The sequence below is a fragment of the Roseomonas chloroacetimidivorans genome (assembly GCF_049629625.1).
Taxonomy (GTDB): Bacteria; Pseudomonadota; Alphaproteobacteria; order Acetobacterales; family Acetobacteraceae; genus Roseomonas; species Roseomonas chloroacetimidivorans.
Genome location: NZ_JBNBZS010000021.1, coordinates 61,574 through 81,711 on the forward strand (window position 1 = coordinate 61,574; position 20,138 = coordinate 81,711).

Below are 20,138 nucleotides of genomic sequence, written 5' to 3' on the forward strand. Positions count from 1 at the left end.
CTCCTCGCCGGCAAATCTGAAGACCTCATACACGGCATTCCCTGACAACGCGCCAGCCAATTCCGCGCGGAGAAGCTCAGGCCGCCCCTCGCAATAGCGCGGCCGGCGCGCCTCCCACACGGGCACCAGCCGGCACATCCCGTACCACCGCGGAACCCGCGCCGATCACCGCATCCGGCCCGATAACGACGCCGGGCCGCACCGCCGATCCCACGCCCACCAGAGCTCGGTCCCCCACGATCACATTGCCCGCCAGTGCACATCCCGGGGCGACATGGGCCGCCTGCCCCAACAGGTTGTCATGCTCGACCACCGCATTGGTGTTGACGATGGCCAGCCGGCCGATCCGGGCATCCGGGCCCAGGCAGGCACGCGCCATGATGACGGCCCCCTCCGCCACCTCGGCGCTTGGGGAGAGTTGCGCGGCCGGATGCAGCACCGCCGGAAGAGCAAAGCCCATGGCCGCCAGGCGGTCGCCGATCCGAAGCCGCAGCGCATTGCCCCCGAGCGCTACCACGGCGGCGGATGCACCCTCAGTCCGCAACCGGCCCAGCATCGCGTCCCCACCCAGAACGGGCACGCCGAGCACCGCCGGACCGGGCGGATCCGGATCAATGCAGCCCAAGGGAACAGGAAATCCGGCCGCCCGCAGGGCCTCGATCACCACCTTGGCATGGCCGCCTGCTCCGATGATCAGTACCTCAGGCAGGTCAGACAAAGGCTGGCTCCGTAACACCCCCGCATGTCCGGTGGTCTGATGCGGGTAAAACTTGCTTCAACCCTCTTCTCGCACGCGCCGTCGGTGCTTGTCGCCCTGCTCCAACTGGCCTACCGCTGAGCAGAATGGAACGACCGGTCCGATGACCCTCTGGCTCGATGTGGAGGATCTCTTCCACTACGCACTCCGCAACCCGCGCCCCAGCGGCATCCAGCGCCTATCCTTCGAGCTCTATGCTGCACTGCAAGATCTCCTTGGCGACGATGTGCGGTTCTGCCGCCATGATCCGGTCGGGGACCGGCTCCGCAGCGTGCCCTGGGAGGCTGTTCAGCAGCTCTTTGCCGGCATGCTGGAGCCAGTCCAGGAACCACCCCGGCCCAGCGGGGCAGGAGCAGCCGCGACGAATGGCGGCGGCCGGAGGGCCGGCCTTCTCAGATCCATGGTCGGCCGCCTGCCACTGGAAATGCGCGATTCGCTGATGCAGGCGGTCGCGGCCCAGCGCGCGGCGATTTCCGCCCAGCGCTCCGCGTTGCGCCATGGCAGCCAAGTTCTGCGCGCTACCCCGAGCCTTGTGCGCAGCCCGTCCTCGCACAAGGCGGAGCATCCCCTGGGCCCGGACATCCGGGATCTCGCCGGACCCGGCGACGTGCTCGGCGTACTCGGCTCGCCCTGGTTCCATACAGACTATTCCGGCTTCATTGGTCGGGCGATTGCAGGCCGCTCCATGCAAACGGCGCTGCTGGTCTACGACCTGATCCCGCTGCTGCGGCCAGAATGGTGCGATGCCGGTCTGGTTCGGGTGTTCACCCGCTGGTTCAGCGGCTTTGCCCCGCAGGCCGACCACCTTCTCGCCATCTCCGAGGCCACAGCTCGGGACGTGGAGCGCTGGGCCGGGCGGGAGGAAGTTCATCTCAACCTGCCCGTGCGCACGCTGCCCATCGGCACGGGCTTTTCCGGGCCTCCTGTCGATGCCGCGGCAGCCCTTCCGGCCGGGCTGCAGCCAGGCTCCTACGCGCTGATCGTCTCCACCATCGAGGCCCGGAAGAACCATCTTCTCGCCTTCCGTGCCTGGCGCCGGATGCTGGAGGAGATGCCGCCCGAAACCGTCCCGCCCCTCGTCTTCGCCGGGCGGGTCGGATGGCTCGTGCAGGATCTCATGCAGCAGCTCGAGAATTGCGCCTATCTCGGGGGCAAGGTGATGGTGGTTCCGGACCCCACGGATTCGGAGTTGGTCGCGCTCTACAGGTCGTGCCGTTTCACCTTGTTTCCCTCCCTTTATGAGGGCTGGGGCCTGCCGGTGACGGAGAGCCTTTCCTTCGGAAAGCTCTGCATCGCATCGAACCGCACCTCGGTTCCCGAGGCAGGCGGTCCCTTCTGCCTGTATATTGACCCCGAGGACATCACAGGGGCTACCGAGACAATCCGGCGCGCCTGTATCGACGACATGCTGATTGCGGAGCGCGAAGCGGCAATCCGGGACGGCTTCCAGCCGGTATCATGGAAACGCTCTGCGGAGGCGTTGGCTGATCACCTGGGAATCGCGCGGAGCACGAAAGGGCGGCACCGCCTGAACATGTAGATCGGCACCCCGGTCCGGCGGGAAACCGAGCCCGGCCTATGCCCCGGCCGCCACCCGCGCACGCCAGTCGGCCAGTACATCCGACAGCGTCTCCTCCCAGGGAACCACCGGCGCCCAACCGAGCAGTTCGCGGGCCCGGCTGGGATCGCCCTGGACGCGAACAACATCCGTCGGGCGCAGTCGCGCGGCTTCCTGCTCGACCTCCGCCGTGACGCCGGACAGGCGGAGCAAGGTGGCCAACATGTCGCCGATGCGGCGCGGAGTGCCCGAGCAAATGTTCAGGGCGATGCCAGCCGGCAGGGAGTCTGCTCGGGCCAGAGCAGCCACATAGGCCGCGCAGACATCCTTCACATCCAGAAAGTCGCGCCAGCGATCCAGCGCGCCAGTTCGCAACAGGGGAGGCTGTCGCCCCGCCTCGATCCGCGCGATCTGGTGCGCGAAGGCCGCGACGACATAAGCATCCGTTTGACCGGCGCCAGTATGAGTGAAGGGGCGCAGCCGCACGGCGCGCAGACCGCGCAACGCCATCTCGCCTAGGGCCAGGTCGGCCGCGGCCTTGCTGGCGGCATAGGGGTTGGCGGGAGCCGGGGCCGTATCCTCCGCCACCGGCGATCCAGCCTGGAAAGCCAGTCCGTAAATCTCGCCCGAGGAGGCCATGAGGAAAGCCGCCTGGGGTGCGGCGCGCAGCACTGCCTCTGCGAGCGCGACCGTTCCCAGCAGGTTTGTGCGCCAGGTGGCCAGCGGGTCGCGGAAGGAGGCGCCAACCTCAGCCCTGGCCGCTAGGTGCAGCACGGCATCGGGCCGGGCCGCGGAGACGACATCCGGCAAGGAAGCCGGGACGTCGAGGTCGAGTTCCAGCGTCTCATCCACGCCACGGGCCGAGCCTTCGGCCGCACGGCGCGTCGCGCCGATCAGCACGGATTGCGGGAAGGCGGCGCGCAGAGCCGGGATCAGGTGGCCACCAACAAAGCCACCAGCGCCCGTGAGAAGAATGCGGGCCGGCTGCACCGGAAGAGCCTAGCGCAGCCGCGCCCGGTGACGGGCGAGGTCGGCCTCGACCATCTCCGTGATCATCTCCTCGAGACTCGTCTCGGCCGACCAGCCAAGCTTCGCCTTCGCCTTAGACGGATCGCCCAGCAGGACATCCACCTCGGCCGGGCGCAGGAAGGCCGGGTCGACCTTCACGAAATCCTCGTAGTTCAGGCCGACATGGGAAAAGGCGATGCGGCACATGTCGCGCACGGTGACGGTGCGGCCGGTGGCCACGACGTAGTCGTCGGGCGCGTCCTGCTGCAGCATCATCCACATGGCCTTCACGTAGTCGCGGGCATGGCCCCAGTCGCGCTTGGCGTCGAGATTGCCCATGGGCAACTCCTTCGCCAAGCCGAGCTTGATGCGGGCCGCACCATCGGTGACCTTACGGGTGACGAACTCGATGCCGCGCAGCGGGCTCTCGTGGTTGAACAGGATGCCCGAGGAGGCGTGCAGGCCGAAGCTCTCGCGGTAGTTCACCGTCATCCAATGGGCGTAGAGCTTGGCCACGGCATAGGGAGAGCGCGGATAGAAGGGCGTCTTCTCGCTCTGCACGGGCTCCTGGATCAGGCCGTACATCTCGGAGGAGGAGGCCTGATAGAAGCGTGCGTTCGGGGCCGCCAGGCGCACCGCCTCCAGCATGTTGCCCGCGCCCAGCGCGGTCACCTGGCCCGTCAGCAGCGGCTGATTCCACGAAGTCTTCACAAAGGACTGAGCGCCGAGGTTGTACACCTCGTCCGGCTTCACCTCCTGCAGGATGCGCAAGAGCGAGGACAGGTCGATCAGGTTGCCGTCCATCATCCGCACCTGCCCGGCGATGCCGAGCCAGCGCAGACGCTCGTCGATCACGTCACCCGAGGAGGAGCGGCGCAGAAGCCCGAAGACCTCGTAGCCCTTGCCGAGCAGGAGTTGCGACAGGTAAGCCCCGTCCTGTCCGGTCACACCGGTGATGAGCGCGCGCGGCATCGGTTCCAGTTTCGTCTGGTGGTCAGGCCGGGTGCCTTTAGCGGCCTTGGCCCGGCCTTACTAGACCACATGGGCAGGACAGGCTCGAACGCTTTCGGCACTTCGCCCCGGCGCTAGGGTAATCCCAGCGCCCGGCGATAATCCGGAGGCGGCAGGCGCACCGGCGGCGGGCGGCGCAAGGCGGGATCACCGGCGATCCGGCGCAGCGCCGCGGCCGCTTGGGCCAGGTCCGGCTCCGCCCAGCATGCCGTCGGCATGTCATAGGTGTCCTGTGGGTCACGGGCGGGCACCAGGGCACAACCCACGGGGTAGCAGCCCGGCCCCCGCATAAAATCTGTGTTACCGGACCAGCCGGTCGCTACGACGGGACGGCCCAGTTCCATCATTTCCGCGATGGCGAAGCCGTAGCCCTCTGACCGGTGCAGGGAGAGGAGCGCGTCGCTGGCCGCCATCAAGGCCCAGAGGTCACCGCGCGGAAGCACTGCGTCCATAACCCGCACATTCGGCCGCGCCGCCGCGGCGGCGGCCACTTCGGCCCAGCCACGGCCTGCCCGGTCCGTGCCATGGGTCTTGAGCAGAAGAAGATGGCCTGGATCGTCACCAAAGGCCCTGCGATGCGCCTCAATCGCGCCCAGCGGGTTCTTCCGCGCCAGGGAGGAGGCGGCATCGAAGACGGAGAGGGTGACGAAAGCCTTCTCCGGCAAGCCGAAATCGGCGCGCCCCAGGGCGGATGGGGTGGGCCGCGGCAGGGGATAGGGCACGACATGCACAGGCGGGCCATCTGGGCGGCGGCAAGCCTGGGCCACGAATTCCGTTCCAACCCAGATGGCGTGACAGGCGGCGAAGCCGCGGTTCCAGTCTGGCGGCAGGGCGGGAAGTTCCCAGTTCCATACCCCGATCACCCGCTTGCCTCGGATCGCCCGGCGCCCGAGGGCGAGCAGGGCCCAGGGCAGCATCGGCCCATTCACATGGACCAATAGCGTTCCCGGCCCCGGCGGCACCACGGGGGGCGGCCCGGCCGGCCCCTGGCGCAACGGCCCGGTCAGGTCCGCCTCCCCAACGGCAAAGCCTTGGTCCCGCAGGCCCGCCGCGAGGCGCCGCGTGGCGGCGCCCAGGCCAGTGGTGGCTCCGAAATAGCCGGCGACCGTCAATGGCAGGGCCGACGGCGGTGCTGGCCGCGCGATGCGGGGTGCCAGTGCGGCGGTCAGGGAGAAGAGCGCCTCCCGCCGTGCCGAGCGCGGCAGGCGGGACCAAAGGCGGTGCAGCAAGCTCATCGTTCCACCTCCGGCAGCCCGCGCAGCCATTCCACAAGGCTGGCCGCCTGCGCATCCCAGTCCGTCAGCCGTGTCCCCGCGGCCCGGGCTCCGGCCGAGAGCGCGGCGCGGCGGTCCGGATCCAGCATCACCCCCATGGCCTCCGCCAGGGCCGGGGCAGAGGCATCCCGCGCCAACAGGCCCGTCACCCCATGCTCAAGCTGGCCGGACAACCCGCCGACTGGGGTTGCCACGACGGGCACGCCCAGGGCCAAGGCGATCGGCAGCACACCGGACTGGCTGGCCTCGCGATAGGGCAGCACCACGGCCCGCGCCGACGCGACGAGGGAAGGCATCTCGTCGTCCGGCACCCAGCGCGACTCCACCACCACGCCGGGCAGAGCGGTCAAGCCGGGAGCGCAGGCCTCGAGATCGCCTTCTCCCACGACACGCAGCGTGACGCTCGGGTGTCGCGCGCGAAGGGCGGCAAATGCATCACGCAGAAGGTCCAGCCCCTTATAGGCCCGTATCCGCCCAAAGAAGAGGAAGTCGGCCAAAGGTCCGGGCTGGGCGGTGCCCGAACTACGTCTCCCGGCAGGGATATGGGCACCGAGCGGCAGGCGGAGAAGCGGTAGGCCTGGCCGGCGCGCCGCCACCGCCCGGCCCACCTCGTCCGAGAAGGCGACGGCACCGCAGGCAGCATTCAGTTCGCGGCGCAGGCGCCAGTCCCAGGCAAGGGCCGGATCACCCGGATGAGGCAGGGCATCATGGATCATGCTGACGAAGGGGATTCCCGCCCGCGGCAGGGCGTCAGCCACGAGAGGCGTCCAGACATGGGTCATGGCCGAGACCACCGCATCGGCCTTCATGACTCTGGCCTGCTCCACCAGCCGCCGCCGCAGCGCCGGCAGGCGCGCGAGGCCGAGCAGCGCTCCGGCCGGCCCTCCGAAAGTTTCCACCTCGTCCAGGGGCGCGCCGATCGCGCGCATCTCCGGGAGCAGGTTATTCCGGCATGCCAGCGAGAGGCCCAGCATCACCCCGGGCCGTCCGGCCAGCCCACGTGCGAGGCAGAGGGCAAACTGGGCCCCACCGCCGCGCCGCCCCCAATACCAAAGCAGGATCCGCATGCGGCGGCGCGTAACACCCATGTGGAGGTGGGGAAAGCGGGCCGGGCTGCGGCAAGGCGGAGCATGGCTCCCCGAGTTGGGACGATTGACGGCCAGCAGCTTGGCTCATATCGCGAGCCTGTGAGCGATGAAGGCCATGCATCCGGCGTCATGGCCGGCCTTGGGCCTGCATTCCGAGCTTGGCGCGATCCTTTCGGATAACATACAATTCGTGGTTGTAGCGATGCTCGATCCTGACCTCTGCTGGGCGCTCGCAGAGCCTGGCTTCACGACACGCCCCGTCCACGCGACCACGCAGGACGGGCTGGACAGCCTTTGCGAGAGGCTGGAGCCGGCTGCCGCGGCGTTCCTGCGGGCGAGCGGCTTCAGGGCCGAGAGCGGCAAGATCATCCTGCTGCCCGGTGAGTCAGGAATCACCGCGGCGGTGCTCGGCCTGGGCCGCTCGGCCTCGTCGCCCTGGCCCTATGGCGCCCTTCCCTTCGGGCTGCCCGAGGGCACGGTCTGGCAATTGGGCGAGGGCTGCGATGCGGCATCGGCCATGCTGGGCTGGATGCTCGGAGCTTACCGCTTTACCCGCCACAAGGCACCGCCCCGTACCCCGGCCCGCCTCGTGCCCCCCACCGGAACAGAGACGGCGCGAGTGCAGGCGGAGGCAATTCTTCGAGCCCGCGAATTGATCAACCTTCCCGCCGCCGATCTCGGCCCAGCCGAGCTGTCGGATGCGACGCGCCAACTCGCCGAGCGCTGCGGAGCGGATTTTGAGGAGATTGCCGGGGAAGAATTGCAACAGGGCTTCCCCGCGGTCGCAGCAGTGGGTGGCGGCAGCCATCGCGCACCACGCGTGGCTGTGCTGCGCTGGGAAGGCGCGGCGGGCGGACCGCTGATCGCCCTCTGCGGAAAGGGCGTGTGCTTCGACACGGGCGGGCTGGACCTGAAGACGCCCGAAGGCATGAAGCGAATGAAGAAGGACATGGGTGGTGCCGCCATCATGCTCGGCCTCGCCGAGATCCTGATGCGGCTGCGCGCGCCGGTCCGATTGCTGGTCGCGATTGGCGCGGTGGAAAACGTGGTCTCCTCCACCGCCATGCGGCCGCTGGATGTGCTGCGTACCCGCGCGGGGCTGACCGTGGAAGTGGGCAACACCGATGCGGAAGGCCGGCTGGTGCTGGCAGATCTACTTGCCTTCGCCGCAGAGCAGCGTCCCGCCTTGATCATGGATGCAGCGACGCTGACCGGCGCCGCGCGTGTGGCATTGGGACCTGATCTACCAGCGCTGTTCACGAATGACGAAGCTGTTGCTGATGCCCTTTCAGCGGCGGCCGAAGCATGCCAGGACCCGGTCTGGCGACTGCCGTTGCATGAAGGTTACGCTTCGTGGCTCGACAGTTCGGCGGCCGACATCAACAACATCGGCAGCCGACCGATGGCTGGATCCATCGTGGCCGCGCTCTTTCTTAGCCGTTTCGTTCCGAGCGGCATACGATGGGCCCATCTCGACGTTTATGCGTGGAACGACACGGCAAGACCGGGTCGTCCCGAAGGCGGCGAGGCATCGGGCCTTCGTGCGCTCCACGCCGGCTTGATGGCGCTTTTGCCCGTATGGGCCGAGCCATGAGCGGGTGATCCGCAGGGCCGGCCTGGGCTGCTTTCCGCAAGATGCAGCCCGGCGGTTGATCTGATACGGCGCGTCCCGTTCCGGGGCCGCCCCATGAGAAGGAATAGTCTCCGATGCCCGTTCAAGGCACACCGGACCAGCTTGTCGGCGTCCTGCGGGACACGGTTGTAGCGCTCGTGCGGCGCGATGGTCCCGATCTCTCCGCCCGTCAGCTTGGCGTGTTCCTGACGGTCTATCTCGGCGAGGGTCCGCATACCGTGCGTGGCCTGGCCGCGTCGCTCAACGTCTCCAAGCCCGCCATCACCCGCGCGCTGGACCGTCTGGGCGAGCTGGACTTCGCACGCCGCAAGACCGATCCGCAGGACCGCCGCTCCGTGCTCGTGCAGCGCACCGTGAAGGGCGCCGCCCTGCTGCGTGAGATCCGCAGCATCATGGCCGAGGCCGCCGCTGGCGCCGAGGACATTGAGGAGGCCGCGCCGGCGGCTGCGCAGCCGGCCAACACCCAGGTACAGGCCAGGCGCGCGAGCTGATCGCCACCGCTAAGCCGGAGTGGGCGGGACGGTTCCGCCCTACCCCTCCGGCAGGGCGCGCACGAAGGCCCGCCAATCCTGCCGCTTCGCCGCGGCCCGCTCCGTCCCATCCGGCAGCTTCGCATAGAGGCTGAGCACGCCTCGCGCCCAGAGCGCGTCGAAGGCGGCTTCGCTGGAGAGCGCGAAGGCGGCGCTGCGGTCGAAGACTCCATCCCGGATCGTCGGCAGCACCTTCAGGATCCACCAAGCCGCCCCCACGACCAGGATGGCGAAGCCTACCCATGTGTGAATGAACATCGTGGCCAGCAGGCTGGCGCCCAGCAGGATTGCGGGAACCGTGATGTTCTCCCAGGTGCGATAAACCGGCGATCCCGGCGCGTTCATCTGCCGGATGTTGATCCCAAGCTTAACCTGCTCCCGGTCCATCAACACCTTCAGGCGTTCGAGTTCGTTCACGTCTCCACCTCTTGGTCCGCCCCTGGCTCGGCGCGTAGTTCAAACGCCGCCTTCATCAGGGCGCGGGTGTAGGCCGCCTTTGGCGCGGCGACCACTTGCTCCGTGTCGCCCGCCTCCACCAGCTTGCCATCCTTCATGACGACAATCCGGTGGGCGAGTGCCCGCACCACGCGCAGGTCGTGCGAGATGAAGATGTAGGACAGCCCGCGCCGCTGTTGCAGATCCCGCAACAGGTCCACCACCTGCGCCTGCACGGACACGTCGAGCGCGCTGGTTGGCTCGTCCAGCACCACCAACTCTGGCCCGAGTACCAGGGCCCGCGCGATGGCAATGCGCTGGCGCTGCCCGCCGGAGAATTCATGCGGGTAGCGATTGGCCGTGGCGGGATCGAGCCCGACCTCGCGCAGCGCATCGGCCACGCGCGCATCGCGCGCCGCGCGGGACAGGCTGGGCTCATGCACCTCCAGTCCCTCCCCCACGATCTCCCCCACGCTCATGCGCGGGGAAAGGCTGCCATAGGGATCCTGGAAGACGACCTGCATCTTCCGCCGCAGCGGGCGCAGTTCGGCGCGGGAATGAGCGTGGATCGGCTGGCCATCCAGCGCCACCTCGCCCTGGCAGGGCTCCAATTGCAGCAAGGCCAGGCCGAGTGTTGTCTTGCCGCTGCCGCTCTCTCCCACCACACCCAGCGTCTCGCCCCGCCGCAGCGTAAGATCCACGCCATCCACCGCCTTCACATGGCCGACCACCCGGCGCAGTAACCCGCGGCGGAGGGGGAAATGCACCTTCACCCCCTTGGCGCGCAGGATCTCGGGCGCATCGGATGGCAGCGGCACGGCGCGGCCATGCGGCTGCGTCTCGATCAGCATACGCGTGTAAGGATGGGCCGGGCAGGCAAACACCTGGGAAACCGGTCCCTGCTCGACGGCCGCGCCATCCTTCATCACCACCACGCGGTCCGCATGGCGCCGCACGATCGCGAGGTCATGGGTGATGAGGAGCATGGCCATGCCGAGCTCCCGCTTCAGCCGCGCCAGCAGATCCAGCACCTGGGCCTGGATTGTCACGTCCAGCGCCGTGGTCGGCTCGTCCGCGATCAGCAGGCGCGGGTCGTTGGCCAGCGCGATGGCAATCATCACCCGTTGCCGCTGCCCGCCGGAAAGCTGATGCGGATAGGCATGTAGCCGGTCCGCACCCGCGGCCAGTCCGGCCCGGTGCAGCAGGTCGACCACCCGCGCGCGCAGGGCGGCGCCGCGCAGGGGGCGATGCAGGGTGACGGCCTCCGCCACCTGCCGCCCAATCGTGTGCAGCGGGTTGAGAGAGGTCATGGGTTCCTGGAACACCATGCCCGCCACGCCGCCGCGCAGGCGCTGGAGTTCGTCGGGACCGGCCTTCAGCACATCCACGCCATCCAGGGTGATGCGTCCCACTGGATTGCTGCCGCCAGGGCCGAGCAGGCGAAGGCAGGACAGCGCGGTGACGCTCTTGCCGCTGCCGCTCTCCCCCACCAGGGCCAGGGTCTCACCCGGGTTCAGGGAGAAGGAAACGCCGTCCACCACCTGATGTCCGCGGAAGGCCACGGAGAGGTTCTGCACATCGAGCAGCGGCGTGCTCATCGGCCTCCTCCGGGCTGCTTGCGCGGGTCGAAGGCGTCGCGCACCGCCTCCCCGATGAAGGCGAGCAGGGTCAGCATCCCACCCAGTACGATAAAGGCGGTGATGCCAAGCCAGGGTGCCTGAAGATTGTTCTTGGCCTGGGAGACGAGTTCGCCCAGCGAAGGAGAGCCGGGCGGCAAGCCGAAGCCCAGGAAGTCGAGGCTGGCCAGCACGGTCACGGAGCCAGCCAGGATGAAGGGCAGCATGGTCAGGGTCGCCACCATGGCATTGGGCAGGATGTGGCGCATCATCAGCCGCGTGTCGGAGACGCCCAGGGCGCGCGCCGCCCGGACATAATCAAGGTTCCGGCCGCGCAGGAACTCCGCCCGCACCACCCCCGTCAGCGCCATCCAGGAGAAGAGCAGAAGGAAGCCGAGCAGGGAAAAGAAGCTCGGCTCGATCACGCTTGCCAGGATGATCAGCAGCAGAAGCTGCGGCATGCCCGACCAGATCTCGATCACCCGCTGGAAGATCAGGTCCACCCAGCCGCCATAATAGCCCTGCACCGCCCCGGCCGCGATGCCGATGAGAGAGGAGAGAATGGTCAGGGTGAAGCCAAACAGGACGGAGATGCGGAAGCCGTAGATCACCCGCGCCAGCACGTCCCGCGCCTGGTCATCCGTGCCCAGCAGGTTCCGGGCTGAGGGCGGCGAGGGCGCCGGGCGCCCCAGGTCCCGCACGATGGTGCGATGATCGAAGGGAATGGGCGGCCAGATGGCCCAGCCGCGCTTCTCCACTTCCTCCCGCAGCACCGGGTCCAACCAGTCGGCATCGGTGGGAAAGCCGTCGCTCAGGATGTCGCTCTCGGCATAGTCCACCACCACCGGGAAGAACCAGTGGCCCTCAACCCGCGCGACAATCGGCCGGTCATTCGCGATCACCTCGGCGAAGAGGGTGAGCACGAAGAGCACCGCAAAAATCCACAGCGACCACCATCCCCGCCGGTTGGCGCGGAAGTTGTGCAGGCGGCGACGGGTAAGGGGCGAGAGACTCAACGGCGGGCGCTAAAGTCGATTCGGGGATCCACCAGCGTGTAGCTGATATCGCCCACGATCTGCATGACGAGGCCGAGCAAGGTAAAGATGTAGAGGGTGGCGAACATCACCGGATAGTCCCGCCGGATCGCCGATTCGAAGCCGAGCAGCCCCAACCCGTCCAGGCTGAACACAATCTCCACCAGCAATGCGCCGGTGAAGAGGATGCCGATGAAGGCGGCCGGAAAGCCGGCGATGATCAGCAGCATCGCGTTGCGGAAGATATGGCCGTAGAGCACGCGGCTCTGCCCCGCCCCCTTGGCGCGCGCCGTCAGCACGTATTGCTTGTTGATCTCGTCCAGGAAGGCGTTCTTCGTCAGCATGGTCAGCCCGGCGAAACCGCCGACCACGAGGGCGATGGTGGGCAGCACCATATGCCAGGCGTAATCCCCCACGCGCTGCCAGAAGGGCCAATTCTCGCTGCCTGATGTGGTGAGCCCGCGCAGGGGGAACCACTGAACGAAGGACCCGCCGGCAAAGAGCACCACCAACAGGATAGCGAAGAGAAAGCCGGGAATGGCGTAGCCCAGCAGCACCACGCCGGAGGTCCAGGCGTCGAAGCGCGTGCCATCCTTCACGGCCTTGCGGATGCCAAGAGGGATGGAGACGAGATAGATGATCAGTGTGGACCAGAGGCCAAGGGAGATGGAGACGGGAAGCCGCTCCAGGATCAGGTCCAGCACCGGACGGTCGCGGAACAGCGACCGGCCGAAATCGAAGCGCAGATAGCTGGTGATCATCTCCCAGAATCGCGTGGTCGCCGGCTTGTCGAAGCCGAAGGCCTTCTCGATCTCCGCCACCACGGCCGGGTCCAGCCCGCGCGCGCCGCGATAAGCGGATCGCGGCCCCTCTCCGCTCGTCTGATCCTGCGGTCGGGGTGCGCGCGTCTCGCCGCCACCCTCGCCGGTCATGCGGCCGAGGGCCGTATCGCCCTGGCCGCGCATCTCCGCGATCATCTGCTCCACCGGGCCGCCCGGCGCAAATTGCGTGACAGCGAAGTTGATGAGGATGATGCCGAACAAAGTCGGCACCAGCAGCAGCAACCGGCGGAGGATATAGGCGCCCAAGGTCTAGCCGGCGCTCCGCGCTTCGGCCAGCGCCCGTTCCTTGGCGGGATCAACCCACCAGCTGTCCAGGCCGAGGGCGCGCTTCGGATTGCGCTCCGGCCGTCCGAACTTATCCCACCAGGCCAGGCGGAAGGTGCGGCTGTGCCATTGCGGGATGGTGTGGAAGCCCCAGAGCAGCACGCGATCCAGCGCGCGACAGGCCGCCGTCAGCTCCGTGATGTCCTGGGCATTGACGATCATCTCCACGATCTCGTCCACCACCGGATCCTTGATGCCGATGGTGTTGCGGCTGCCATTCTCGTCCGCCTTGGCGCTGGTCCAGTAGTCCCGCTGCTCATTGCCGGGGGAGGAGGACTGACCGAACACATCGACCGTCATGTCGTAGTCGAAGCTGTCCATCCGCACCTGATATTGCGGCGGGTCCACGGTGCGGACGCGGGCCTCGATGCCCAGGCGCTGAAGCGACTGGATATAGGGCAGGGCCACGCGCTCGAAGCTCGGGCCGTTCAGCAGGATCTCGAATTCAAAGCGCTGGCCTTGCGCGTTGGTCAGGCGGCGGTCCTTCACCGTCCAGCCGGCCTCCCGCAGCAATTCCAGCGCACGGCGGGCCTGTTCGCGATTGTTGCCGCTGCCATCGGTGACGGGGACCTTGAACTCGCGGGTGAGGACTTCTGGCGGCAGCTTGTCCTTGAAGCGCTCCAGGATCTCCTTTTCCCGTCCCTCCGGCAGGCCCTGCGACGCGAAATCGGAGTTGGAAAAATAGGAACTCGTGCGCGTGTAGGAATTGTAGAAGAGGTTGGCGTTCATCCATTCGAAGTCGAAGACCAGCCCCAGAGCTTCTCGCACGCGGCGGTCCTGAAAGAGCGGACGCCGCTCATTCATGGCGAAGCCCTGTAGGCCCGTCGGCAGCTCATGCCGGATCTCGTCGCGCTTCACCCAGCCGCGGCGCACGGCGGGGAAGTCATAGGCCGTCGCCCAGTCGCGGGCGACATTCTCCGTCCGGAACTCGATCTGTCCGGCCTTGAACGCCTCCAGCGATACCGTGGCGTCGCGGTAATACTCGTAGCGCATCAGGTCGAAATTGTTGGTGCCCTTCATCGTCGGCAGGTCGCGGCCCCAGTAATCGGCCACGCGGCGATAGGCGATGGAACGGCCTGCCTCGAAGCGCTCGATCTTGTAGGGGCCGGAGCCCAGCGGCGGCTCCAGCGCCGGCCGGGCGAAGTCGCGTCCCTCCCACCAGTGCTTCGGCAACACGGCGAGCTGGCCGAGGATCAGCGGCAGTTCCCGGTTCTGGTCCGTGGAGAAGCGGAAGGTGACGCGGCGCGGGCCTTCGACCACCACCTCGGACACATCCGCCCAGTAGGCGCGGTAGAAGGGGCGGCCGTGCTGGCGGAGCGTGTTGAAGGTCCAGACCACGTCTTCAGCCGTGATCGGCCGGCCGTCATGCCAACGCGCGTTCTCACGCAGTTCGAAGGTCACACCGCGCTTGTCCGCGGGAAGTTCGATCATGCCGGCGAGATGACCGTATTCGGCGCTCGCCTCGTCCGAACTCTCCTTCAGAAGCGTGTCGTAGAGCAGGCTACTGCCCACAGCCGGGGTGCCGCGCAGGATATAGGCGTTGAAGCTGTCAAAGCTGCCGAGCGCGTAAAGGGTGATCTCGCCCCCCTTCGGCGCATCCGGATTGACCCAGGGAAAATGCGTGAAGTCCGCCGGCAGGACCGGCTCCCCCAGCAGCGACAGGGCATGCACCCGCCTGGGCGCCGTCGGCGCCCCCTGGCCAAGTGCTGGAAGGGCCGGCAATCCGGCGGCGAGTCCGGTGGCAAGGCCATGGGACAGGAAGGTGCGGCGGCGCATGGGGGAAGATTGGGGGTTCAAACCCAATCCCTCAACCGCCCGCGATCAAACGGAAAGCAACGAGACACAGGCTGGCAGCAGCGCCGGGTCGCCCACGGCCAGCACGTCGCCGCCCGATTCGAGGGTCAGCGCCCGTCCCGCATGGTCGGTCACCCGGCCGCCAGCGCCCTCCACCACGGGCACCAGCGCACCCCAGTCCCAGGGCTTCATCTCGGCCTCGACCACGATATCGACCAGCCCCAGGGCCATGAGGCCGTAGGCGTAGCAGTCCCCGCCCCAGGTCACCCGGCGGGCAGCACGGCGCAGGGCCTGGAAGCCGGCATCTCGGCCCGGAGGGAACATATCCGGAGTGGTGCAGGAGAGCTCGGCCTGACCGATCTCCGGGCAGGCGCGGCACCCGGCCGTGCCGCCAAAGGAACCGCGGAACGTGGTACGGCGCCCTTCCACTCCGATCCACCGCTCCCCGGTCGCGGGCTGATCGATGATCCCCAGCACGGGCCGGCCACGATGCAGCAGCCCGATCAGCGTGCCGAAGATCGGCCGCCCCGTGACGAAGGCGCGGGTTCCGTCGATCGGGTCCAATACCCAGACCCATTCGGCATCCGGGCGGTCCGGCCCGTATTCCTCCCCGATGACGCCATAATCGGGATGGTGGCGGGTGATATGGTCGCGGATAGCACGCTCGGCGCCGCGATCGGCCTCGGTCACTGGGCTCGCATCGCCCTTTGCCTCAACCAGCAGGGCTGAACGGAAAAGGGGGCGGATGACCGCCCCCGCCAGATCCGCCGCAGCCTCGGCCGAAGCGATCAGCTTGTCCATTACTGCGGAAGCGGCACCGGGTTGGCCGAGAGCGTCCGCAGATAAGCGATCACATCCGCCCGCTGCTGCGCCTGGTTCAGGCCGGCGAAGGCCATGCGCGTGCCCGGCACTGCAGCGGCAGGCCTGTGGAGGAAGGCGTTCAGCGCCTCGTAGTCCCAGGTCTTGTCGTGGAGCGCCTTCATTGCCGGGGAGTAGTTGAAGTCGTCACGATGCGCATGCGGCCCGCCGACCACGCCGTAGAGATTCGGCCCGACCGCATTCCGGCCACCCTCGGTCCAGGTGTGGCAGGCGGCGCAGGCGCGACCCATGATGGTCTGACCGTTCTCGGCGTTTGCGCTCGCCAGCAGCGGGCCGATTGGCTCCAGCGCCGCGGGCGCGGCCGGGGCAGCAGCGGCCACGACTTCGCCGGTCTCGATGGCCGGCTTTTCCAGCCGATGGGGATGGACCACCAGCCCGCCGATCAGCCCGGCCACCATGAAGCTGATACCGGCGGTCAGTACCGCCGCGAACGCCTTGTTAGCTTCCAGGCTCATCCGACTTGCCCGAATCCCGTGTTGTGCGGCATCCAAACGCCCCGCGAGACGCGCGTTTGCGCGGCCCCGCCGACGCGGCTAGAAGCGCGCGGACCATAATGTTCCCGGGCTTCCACGACAACCCGTGGCCGCCCGCCCCCGCCGGGGCGCTCGCGCGAAGGGCCTGCCTTGAACCCCATCGTCCTCATCCCCGCCCGCATGGCCTCCACCCGGCTGCCGGGCAAGCCCATGGCCGATATCCACGGTCGACCCATGATCGTGCATGTGCTGGAGGCCGCCCGCGCCGCCGGGATCGGCCCCGTGGCGGTCGCCTGTGATACGCCGGCGATCGAAGCAGCCGTGACCGGCGCCGGCGGCACGGCTGTGATGGTAACGGAGGACCTGCCTTCCGGCACCGATCGGATTGAGCGGGCCCTGGCCATCCTGGACCCGGGCGGCGCGCATGACGTGGTCGTGAATCTGCAGGGCGACCTGCCGGCCATCCCCCCCGATCTGCTGCGCGCCGTGCTCACCCCGCTCGCGGATCCCTCGGTCGATATCGCCACCCTCGTCGCCCCGGTCGTAAGCGCCGAGGAAGCCGCCGCACCGAGCGTGGTGAAATGCGCCTGCGCCTTTCGGCCCGGGGTGGATGTGGCCCCGGCCCTCTATTTCTCCCGCCATCCTATCCCCTCAGGCGAGGGGCCGCTCTGGCACCATATCGGCCTCTACGCCTATCGCCGCGCGGCGCTGGCCCGCTTTGTCGCCCTGCCCGCCAGCCCCTTGGAGGCCCGCGAAAAGCTGGAGCAGCTCCGCGCGCTGGAGGCGGGCATGCGGATCGCCGTGGCCCGGGTGGACCACGCCCCCTTCGGTGTGGACACCCCCGCCGACCTCGCCCGCGCCCGCGCCGTGCTGCATCCCGGCCTCGCCGCCCAAAGAGAAACTCCGTGACCCAGATCATCGCCTTCCAGGGCGTCCCCGGCGCCTATTCCGACCTCGCCTGCCGCGCCGCCTATCCCGGCTGGACCACCCTGCCCTGCCCCTCCTTCGAGGCGGCGATGGCGGCAGTGCGGGAAGGCCGGGCCGATCTGGCGATGTTGCCTTGCGAGAACTCCCTGGCCGGCCGCGTGCCCGACATTCACCGGATGCTGCCCGATTCGGGCCTGCATGTCGTCGGCGAGCATTTCGAACGCGTGGAACACTGTGTCCTCGCTCCCCCAGGTGCGACGATGGAGACGATCCGCCGCGCCCATTCCCATCCCGTCGCCCTCGGCCAGGTGCTGAACCTGCTGCGGGACATGCGCTGGCAGGCAGTCATCGAGGCCGATACGGCCGGTGCCGCCCAGCTCATCGCCCAGCGCGGCGGGGTGGAGGATGCGGCCATCGCCTCCTCGCTCGCTGGCGAGATCTACGGCCTCCAGGTCCTGAAGCGGAACGTGGAGGACGAGGCGCATAATACCACCCGCTTCTATGTCATGGCGCGTGAGCCTGTTCTGCCGCCGGTCACGGCGCCGGACAGCATCACCACCTTCGTCTTCCGCGTCCGCTCCGTCCCGGCCGCGCTTTACAAGGCGCTCGGCGGCTTCGCGACCAATGGCGTGAACATGACGAAGCTCGAGTCCTACATGCTGGATGGGCGCTTCAACTCCGTGCAGTTCCTCTGCGACGTGGACGGCCACCCGGACCAGCCCCCGCTTCGCCGGGCGCTGGAGGAGCTGCGCTTCTTCTCGCGGGAGGTGCATGTGCTGGGCTGCTACCCCGCTCACCCCTATCGGCGTGAACAAGCCCAGGCCGCGGAATAGCCGCTTTCGTCACAACCGGCCCTGGCGTAAGGAAGCATCAATCAAGTCCGCTTGAGCGAAAGGAAACGCCCCGGATGACTTCCCGCGTGAACCGCCGTGCCCTGCTCACGGCGGCTCCGGCCGCTGCCGTGCCGGTTGCGCTCGCCGCCCCGGCCATCGCCCAGACCAATCCCGAGGTGCGCTGGCGGCTCACCTCCTCCTTCCCGCGCAACACCGACATCCTCTGGGGCACCGCCGAGGCCCTTGCGAAGCGGGTTGGGGAGCTGACGGACGGCAAGTTCCGCATCCAGCCTTTTCCGGGTGGTGAGATTGCGCCGGCCCTCGCCGCGCTGGACGCCGTGCAGTCCGGCAGCGTCGAGTGCGCCCACACCGCCTCCTATTACTACATCGGCAAGGACCCGACGCTGGCCTTCTTCACGGCCGTGCCCTTCGGCCTGAATGCCCGTCAGAACACCGCCTGGCTCCGCTTCGGCGGCGGGCAGGAGCTGATGAACGAGATGATGCGCGAGTATAACGCGATCGCCTTCCCTTGCGGCGACACAGGCGCGCAGATGGGCGGCTGGTTCCGGCGCGAGATCCGCACGGTGGATGACGTGAAGGGGCTGAAGTTCCGCATTACCGGCCTGGCTGGCCAGGTCTTCGCCAAGATGGGCGCCACCCCCTCCGTGACACCGGCCGCGGACATCTACTCCTCGCTGGAGCGTGGCACGATCGACGCCGCGGAATTCGTCGGCCCGCATGACGACGAGAAGCTCGGCTTCGCCCGCGTGGCGCCGAACTACTATGCCCCGGGCTTCTGGGAGCCGGGCGCGCGTCTTCACCTCATCTCCAACCAGCGCGCCTATGACGCCCTGCCTGCCTCGTACAAGGCGGCGATCCAGGTGGCCTGCGCCGAGGCCGATGCCGAGATGGTCGCGAAATATGACATCGCGAACCCGCAGGCGCTGCGCCGCCTGGTCGCGGCCGGTGCGCAGCTCCGCTTCTGGTCTCGCCCGATCCTCGAGGCCGCCTGGCGCGCGACCAACGAGGTCATGGATGAGCTGGCCAGCAAGAACGAGCGCTTCAAGAAGGTGATGGAAAGCCAGCGCCGCTACCGCGACGAGGTTTATACTTGGCACCGCGTGAGCGAGAATTCATTCGACAACTTCGCCTTCACGGCCTCGCAGACGGTGCGCTGAACCGCCGCCGCGCGTAAAGAAGGAAGGAGGCAGGGCCGGGAGCCCTGCCCCCCTTCCCGTTCCGCCCCTTCGTGAGCGACAGATCCCCATGGACCTTGCCGGCCTATTGTCCGCCCTGCTGATGGGCGTGGTGGAGGGGCTGACCGAGTTCCTGCCCATCTCCTCCACCGGCCACCTGATTCTGCTGGGGGATCTGATCGGCTTCGAGGGACCACCCGGCAAGGTTTTCGAGATCGCCATCCAGCTTGGCGCCATCCTGGCCGTGGTCATGACCTACTGGCGGGATCTGTTGGCCATCGCCCAGGGCATGTGGCGCCCCCGGACGGTGGAGCGCTACACGGCCGTCAACCTGCTCCTCGCTTTTCTGCCGGCACTCGTCATCGGCGCCGTGCTGCACGGGCCAATCACGCGGCTCCTGTTCAATCCCTGGGTGGTGGCCGTGGCCCTCGTGCTCGGTGGCGCAGCCATCATCCTGATCGAACGGATCCGGCCGACCCCCAGCATCCTCTCAGTGCCTGAAATCGGGCCCGTCGCTGCGGTCCTGATCGGATTCGGGCAGGTGTTGGCCATGATTCCCGGCACCAGCCGTTCCGGCGCCACCATCATCACCGCATTGCTGCTGGGGGTGGAGCGGCGGACGGCAGCCGAGTTCTCCTTCCTGCTGGCCATTCCGACCATGCTGGCGGCAACCGTCTACAGCCTCTGGAAGGCCCGGCAGGAACTGGACCTGTCCGGCCTCGGGCTGATCATGGTCGGCTTTGCCGCAGCCTGCGCCGTGGCACTGGTGGTGATCCGCGTCGTTCTGGCCTTCATCGCGAGAATCGGCTTCACGCCTTTCGGCTGGTACCGGATCGTCCTTGGCGGGGTCATGCTGATCTGGTTGACCCTTCGGTAGAACCAAGAAGACTGGGGCCCACGCGGCGCGGCGGAAACGGCACCGCAGG

Annotated in this window: 19 protein-coding genes; 7 read left to right on the forward strand and 12 right to left on the reverse strand. The window is 68.0% G+C overall.

All coding sequences use genetic code 11. The annotated features are described in order from the left end of the window. Positions 1 to 76 precede the first annotated feature (76 nt). Positions 77 to 718, reverse strand: a complete 642-nt coding sequence (locus ACO1BU_RS17205) for an acetyltransferase (protein WP_424137195.1) — start codon at positions 716 to 718, stop codon at positions 77 to 79. Positions 719 to 860: 142 nt separating this feature from the next. On the opposite strand from ACO1BU_RS17205, the gene ACO1BU_RS17210 reads away from it, so the two are divergent. Beyond that, complete coding sequence (locus ACO1BU_RS17210; RefSeq protein WP_424137196.1) at positions 861 to 2,297, forward strand: glycosyltransferase family 4 protein; 1,437 nt, start codon at positions 861 to 863, stop codon at positions 2,295 to 2,297. A 36-nt stretch (positions 2,298 to 2,333) separates the two neighbouring features. On the opposite strand, the gene ACO1BU_RS17215 is transcribed toward ACO1BU_RS17210, so the two are convergent. The 4 genes from ACO1BU_RS17215 to ACO1BU_RS17230 form a co-directional block, all read right to left on the reverse strand. Then, complete coding sequence (locus ACO1BU_RS17215) at positions 2,334 to 3,305, reverse strand: NAD-dependent epimerase/dehydratase family protein (RefSeq protein WP_424137197.1); 972 nt, start codon at positions 3,303 to 3,305, stop codon at positions 2,334 to 2,336. A gap of 9 nt (positions 3,306 to 3,314) precedes the next feature. Next, positions 3,315 to 4,295: a GDP-mannose 4,6-dehydratase gene (gmd, locus tag ACO1BU_RS17220; RefSeq protein ID WP_424137198.1), complete on the reverse strand. Its 981-nt coding sequence runs from the start codon at positions 4,293 to 4,295 to the stop codon at positions 3,315 to 3,317. A gap of 113 nt (positions 4,296 to 4,408) precedes the next feature. Further along, the gene (locus tag ACO1BU_RS17225; RefSeq protein ID WP_424137199.1) at positions 4,409 to 5,569 is read right to left on the reverse strand and encodes a glycosyltransferase; all 1,161 of its coding nucleotides are present in this window, start codon (positions 5,567 to 5,569) and stop codon (positions 4,409 to 4,411) included. Next, positions 5,566 to 6,675, reverse strand: a complete 1,110-nt coding sequence (locus ACO1BU_RS17230) for a glycosyltransferase family 4 protein (protein ID WP_424137200.1) — start codon at positions 6,673 to 6,675, stop codon at positions 5,566 to 5,568. The genes ACO1BU_RS17225 and ACO1BU_RS17230 overlap by 4 nt, the downstream gene beginning before the upstream one ends. 223 nt (positions 6,676 to 6,898) lie before the next feature. Between ACO1BU_RS17230 and ACO1BU_RS17235 the strand changes: the two genes are divergently transcribed. Beyond that, positions 6,899 to 8,290, forward strand: coding sequence for a leucyl aminopeptidase family protein (locus ACO1BU_RS17235; RefSeq protein WP_424137201.1), 1,392 nt, complete (start codon positions 6,899 to 6,901; stop codon positions 8,288 to 8,290). Between the two features lie 113 nt (positions 8,291 to 8,403). Continuing rightward, entirely contained in the window at positions 8,404 to 8,820 is a 417-nt protein-coding gene (locus ACO1BU_RS17240; RefSeq protein ID WP_424137202.1) for a MarR family transcriptional regulator, read from the forward strand. Between the two features lie 39 nt (positions 8,821 to 8,859). Here ACO1BU_RS17240 and ACO1BU_RS17245 read toward each other — a convergent pair whose 3' ends face one another. Genes ACO1BU_RS17245 through ACO1BU_RS17275 form a run of 7 tightly spaced genes read right to left on the reverse strand, consistent with a single transcriptional unit; the run spans position 8,860 to position 16,238 of the window. Next, positions 8,860 to 9,276 (reverse strand): hypothetical protein, encoded by a 417-nt coding sequence (locus tag ACO1BU_RS17245; RefSeq protein ID WP_424137203.1) that lies wholly within the window; start codon positions 9,274 to 9,276, stop codon positions 8,860 to 8,862. Continuing rightward, complete coding sequence (locus ACO1BU_RS17250; RefSeq protein ID WP_424137204.1) at positions 9,273 to 10,892, reverse strand: ABC transporter ATP-binding protein; 1,620 nt, start codon at positions 10,890 to 10,892, stop codon at positions 9,273 to 9,275. Before ACO1BU_RS17250 ends, ACO1BU_RS17245 begins: the two co-directional genes overlap by 4 nt. Then, positions 10,889 to 11,926, reverse strand: a complete 1,038-nt coding sequence (locus tag ACO1BU_RS17255; RefSeq protein WP_424137205.1) for an ABC transporter permease — start codon at positions 11,924 to 11,926, stop codon at positions 10,889 to 10,891. Before ACO1BU_RS17255 ends, ACO1BU_RS17250 begins: the two co-directional genes overlap by 4 nt. Beyond that, positions 11,923 to 13,032: a microcin C ABC transporter permease YejB gene (locus ACO1BU_RS17260; protein ID WP_424137206.1), complete on the reverse strand. Its 1,110-nt coding sequence runs from the start codon at positions 13,030 to 13,032 to the stop codon at positions 11,923 to 11,925. The genes ACO1BU_RS17255 and ACO1BU_RS17260 overlap by 4 nt, the downstream gene beginning before the upstream one ends. A 3-nt stretch (positions 13,033 to 13,035) precedes the next feature. Next, complete coding sequence (locus tag ACO1BU_RS17265; protein ID WP_424137207.1) at positions 13,036 to 14,886, reverse strand: extracellular solute-binding protein; 1,851 nt, start codon at positions 14,884 to 14,886, stop codon at positions 13,036 to 13,038. 45 nt (positions 14,887 to 14,931) lie between these two features. Beyond that, positions 14,932 to 15,705, reverse strand: a complete 774-nt coding sequence (locus tag ACO1BU_RS17270; protein ID WP_424137208.1) for an inositol monophosphatase family protein — start codon at positions 15,703 to 15,705, stop codon at positions 14,932 to 14,934. Further along, the gene (locus ACO1BU_RS17275; protein ID WP_424137209.1) at positions 15,705 to 16,238 is read right to left on the reverse strand and encodes a c-type cytochrome; all 534 of its coding nucleotides are present in this window, start codon (positions 16,236 to 16,238) and stop codon (positions 15,705 to 15,707) included. The genes ACO1BU_RS17270 and ACO1BU_RS17275 overlap by 1 nt, the downstream gene beginning before the upstream one ends. 168 nt (positions 16,239 to 16,406) lie before the next feature. Here ACO1BU_RS17275 and ACO1BU_RS17280 point away from each other — a divergent pair, with 168 nt between their 5' ends. From ACO1BU_RS17280 to ACO1BU_RS17295, 4 genes are all read left to right on the forward strand, one after another. Then, on the forward strand, positions 16,407 to 17,165 hold the full coding sequence (locus tag ACO1BU_RS17280) for a 3-deoxy-manno-octulosonate cytidylyltransferase (RefSeq protein ID WP_424137210.1): 759 nt from the start codon (positions 16,407 to 16,409) through the stop codon (positions 17,163 to 17,165). Next, positions 17,162 to 18,016, forward strand: a complete 855-nt coding sequence (locus tag ACO1BU_RS17285) for a prephenate dehydratase (protein ID WP_424137211.1) — start codon at positions 17,162 to 17,164, stop codon at positions 18,014 to 18,016. The genes ACO1BU_RS17280 and ACO1BU_RS17285 overlap by 4 nt, the downstream gene beginning before the upstream one ends. 74 nt (positions 18,017 to 18,090) lie before the next feature. Continuing rightward, on the forward strand, positions 18,091 to 19,194 hold the full coding sequence (locus ACO1BU_RS17290) for a TRAP transporter substrate-binding protein (RefSeq protein WP_424137212.1): 1,104 nt from the start codon (positions 18,091 to 18,093) through the stop codon (positions 19,192 to 19,194). Positions 19,195 to 19,282: 88 nt separating this feature from the next. Next, a complete protein-coding gene (locus ACO1BU_RS17295; protein ID WP_424137213.1) occupies positions 19,283 to 20,089 on the forward strand; it encodes an undecaprenyl-diphosphate phosphatase in 807 nt (268 codons plus the stop codon). Positions 20,090 to 20,138 lie beyond the last annotated feature (49 nt).

Bases quoted from the DNA above. Each gene is read 5' to 3' on its own strand.
- ACO1BU_RS17230 (WP_424137200.1), bottom strand. From the start codon at position 6,675: ATGCGGATCCTGCTTTGGTATTGGGGGCGGCGCGGCGGTGGGGCCCAG.
- gmd (WP_424137198.1), bottom strand. From the start codon at position 4,295: ATGCCGCGCGCGCTCATCACCGGTGTGACCGGACAGGACGGGGCTTAC.
- ACO1BU_RS17225 (WP_424137199.1), bottom strand. From the start codon at position 5,569: ATGAGCTTGCTGCACCGCCTTTGGTCCCGCCTGCCGCGCTCGGCACGG.
- ACO1BU_RS17250 (WP_424137204.1), bottom strand. From the start codon at position 10,892: ATGAGCACGCCGCTGCTCGATGTGCAGAACCTCTCCGTGGCCTTCCGC.
- ACO1BU_RS17240 (WP_424137202.1), top strand. From the start codon at position 8,404: ATGCCCGTTCAAGGCACACCGGACCAGCTTGTCGGCGTCCTGCGGGAC.
- ACO1BU_RS17295 (WP_424137213.1), top strand. From the start codon at position 19,283: ATGGACCTTGCCGGCCTATTGTCCGCCCTGCTGATGGGCGTGGTGGAG.
- ACO1BU_RS17290 (WP_424137212.1), top strand. From the start codon at position 18,091: ATGACTTCCCGCGTGAACCGCCGTGCCCTGCTCACGGCGGCTCCGGCC.
- ACO1BU_RS17235 (WP_424137201.1), top strand. From the start codon at position 6,899: ATGCTCGATCCTGACCTCTGCTGGGCGCTCGCAGAGCCTGGCTTCACG.
- ACO1BU_RS17275 (WP_424137209.1), bottom strand. From the start codon at position 16,238: ATGAGCCTGGAAGCTAACAAGGCGTTCGCGGCGGTACTGACCGCCGGT.
- ACO1BU_RS17265 (WP_424137207.1), bottom strand. From the start codon at position 14,886: ATGCGCCGCCGCACCTTCCTGTCCCATGGCCTTGCCACCGGACTCGCC.
- ACO1BU_RS17210 (WP_424137196.1), top strand. From the start codon at position 861: ATGACCCTCTGGCTCGATGTGGAGGATCTCTTCCACTACGCACTCCGC.
- ACO1BU_RS17270 (WP_424137208.1), bottom strand. From the start codon at position 15,705: ATGGACAAGCTGATCGCTTCGGCCGAGGCTGCGGCGGATCTGGCGGGG.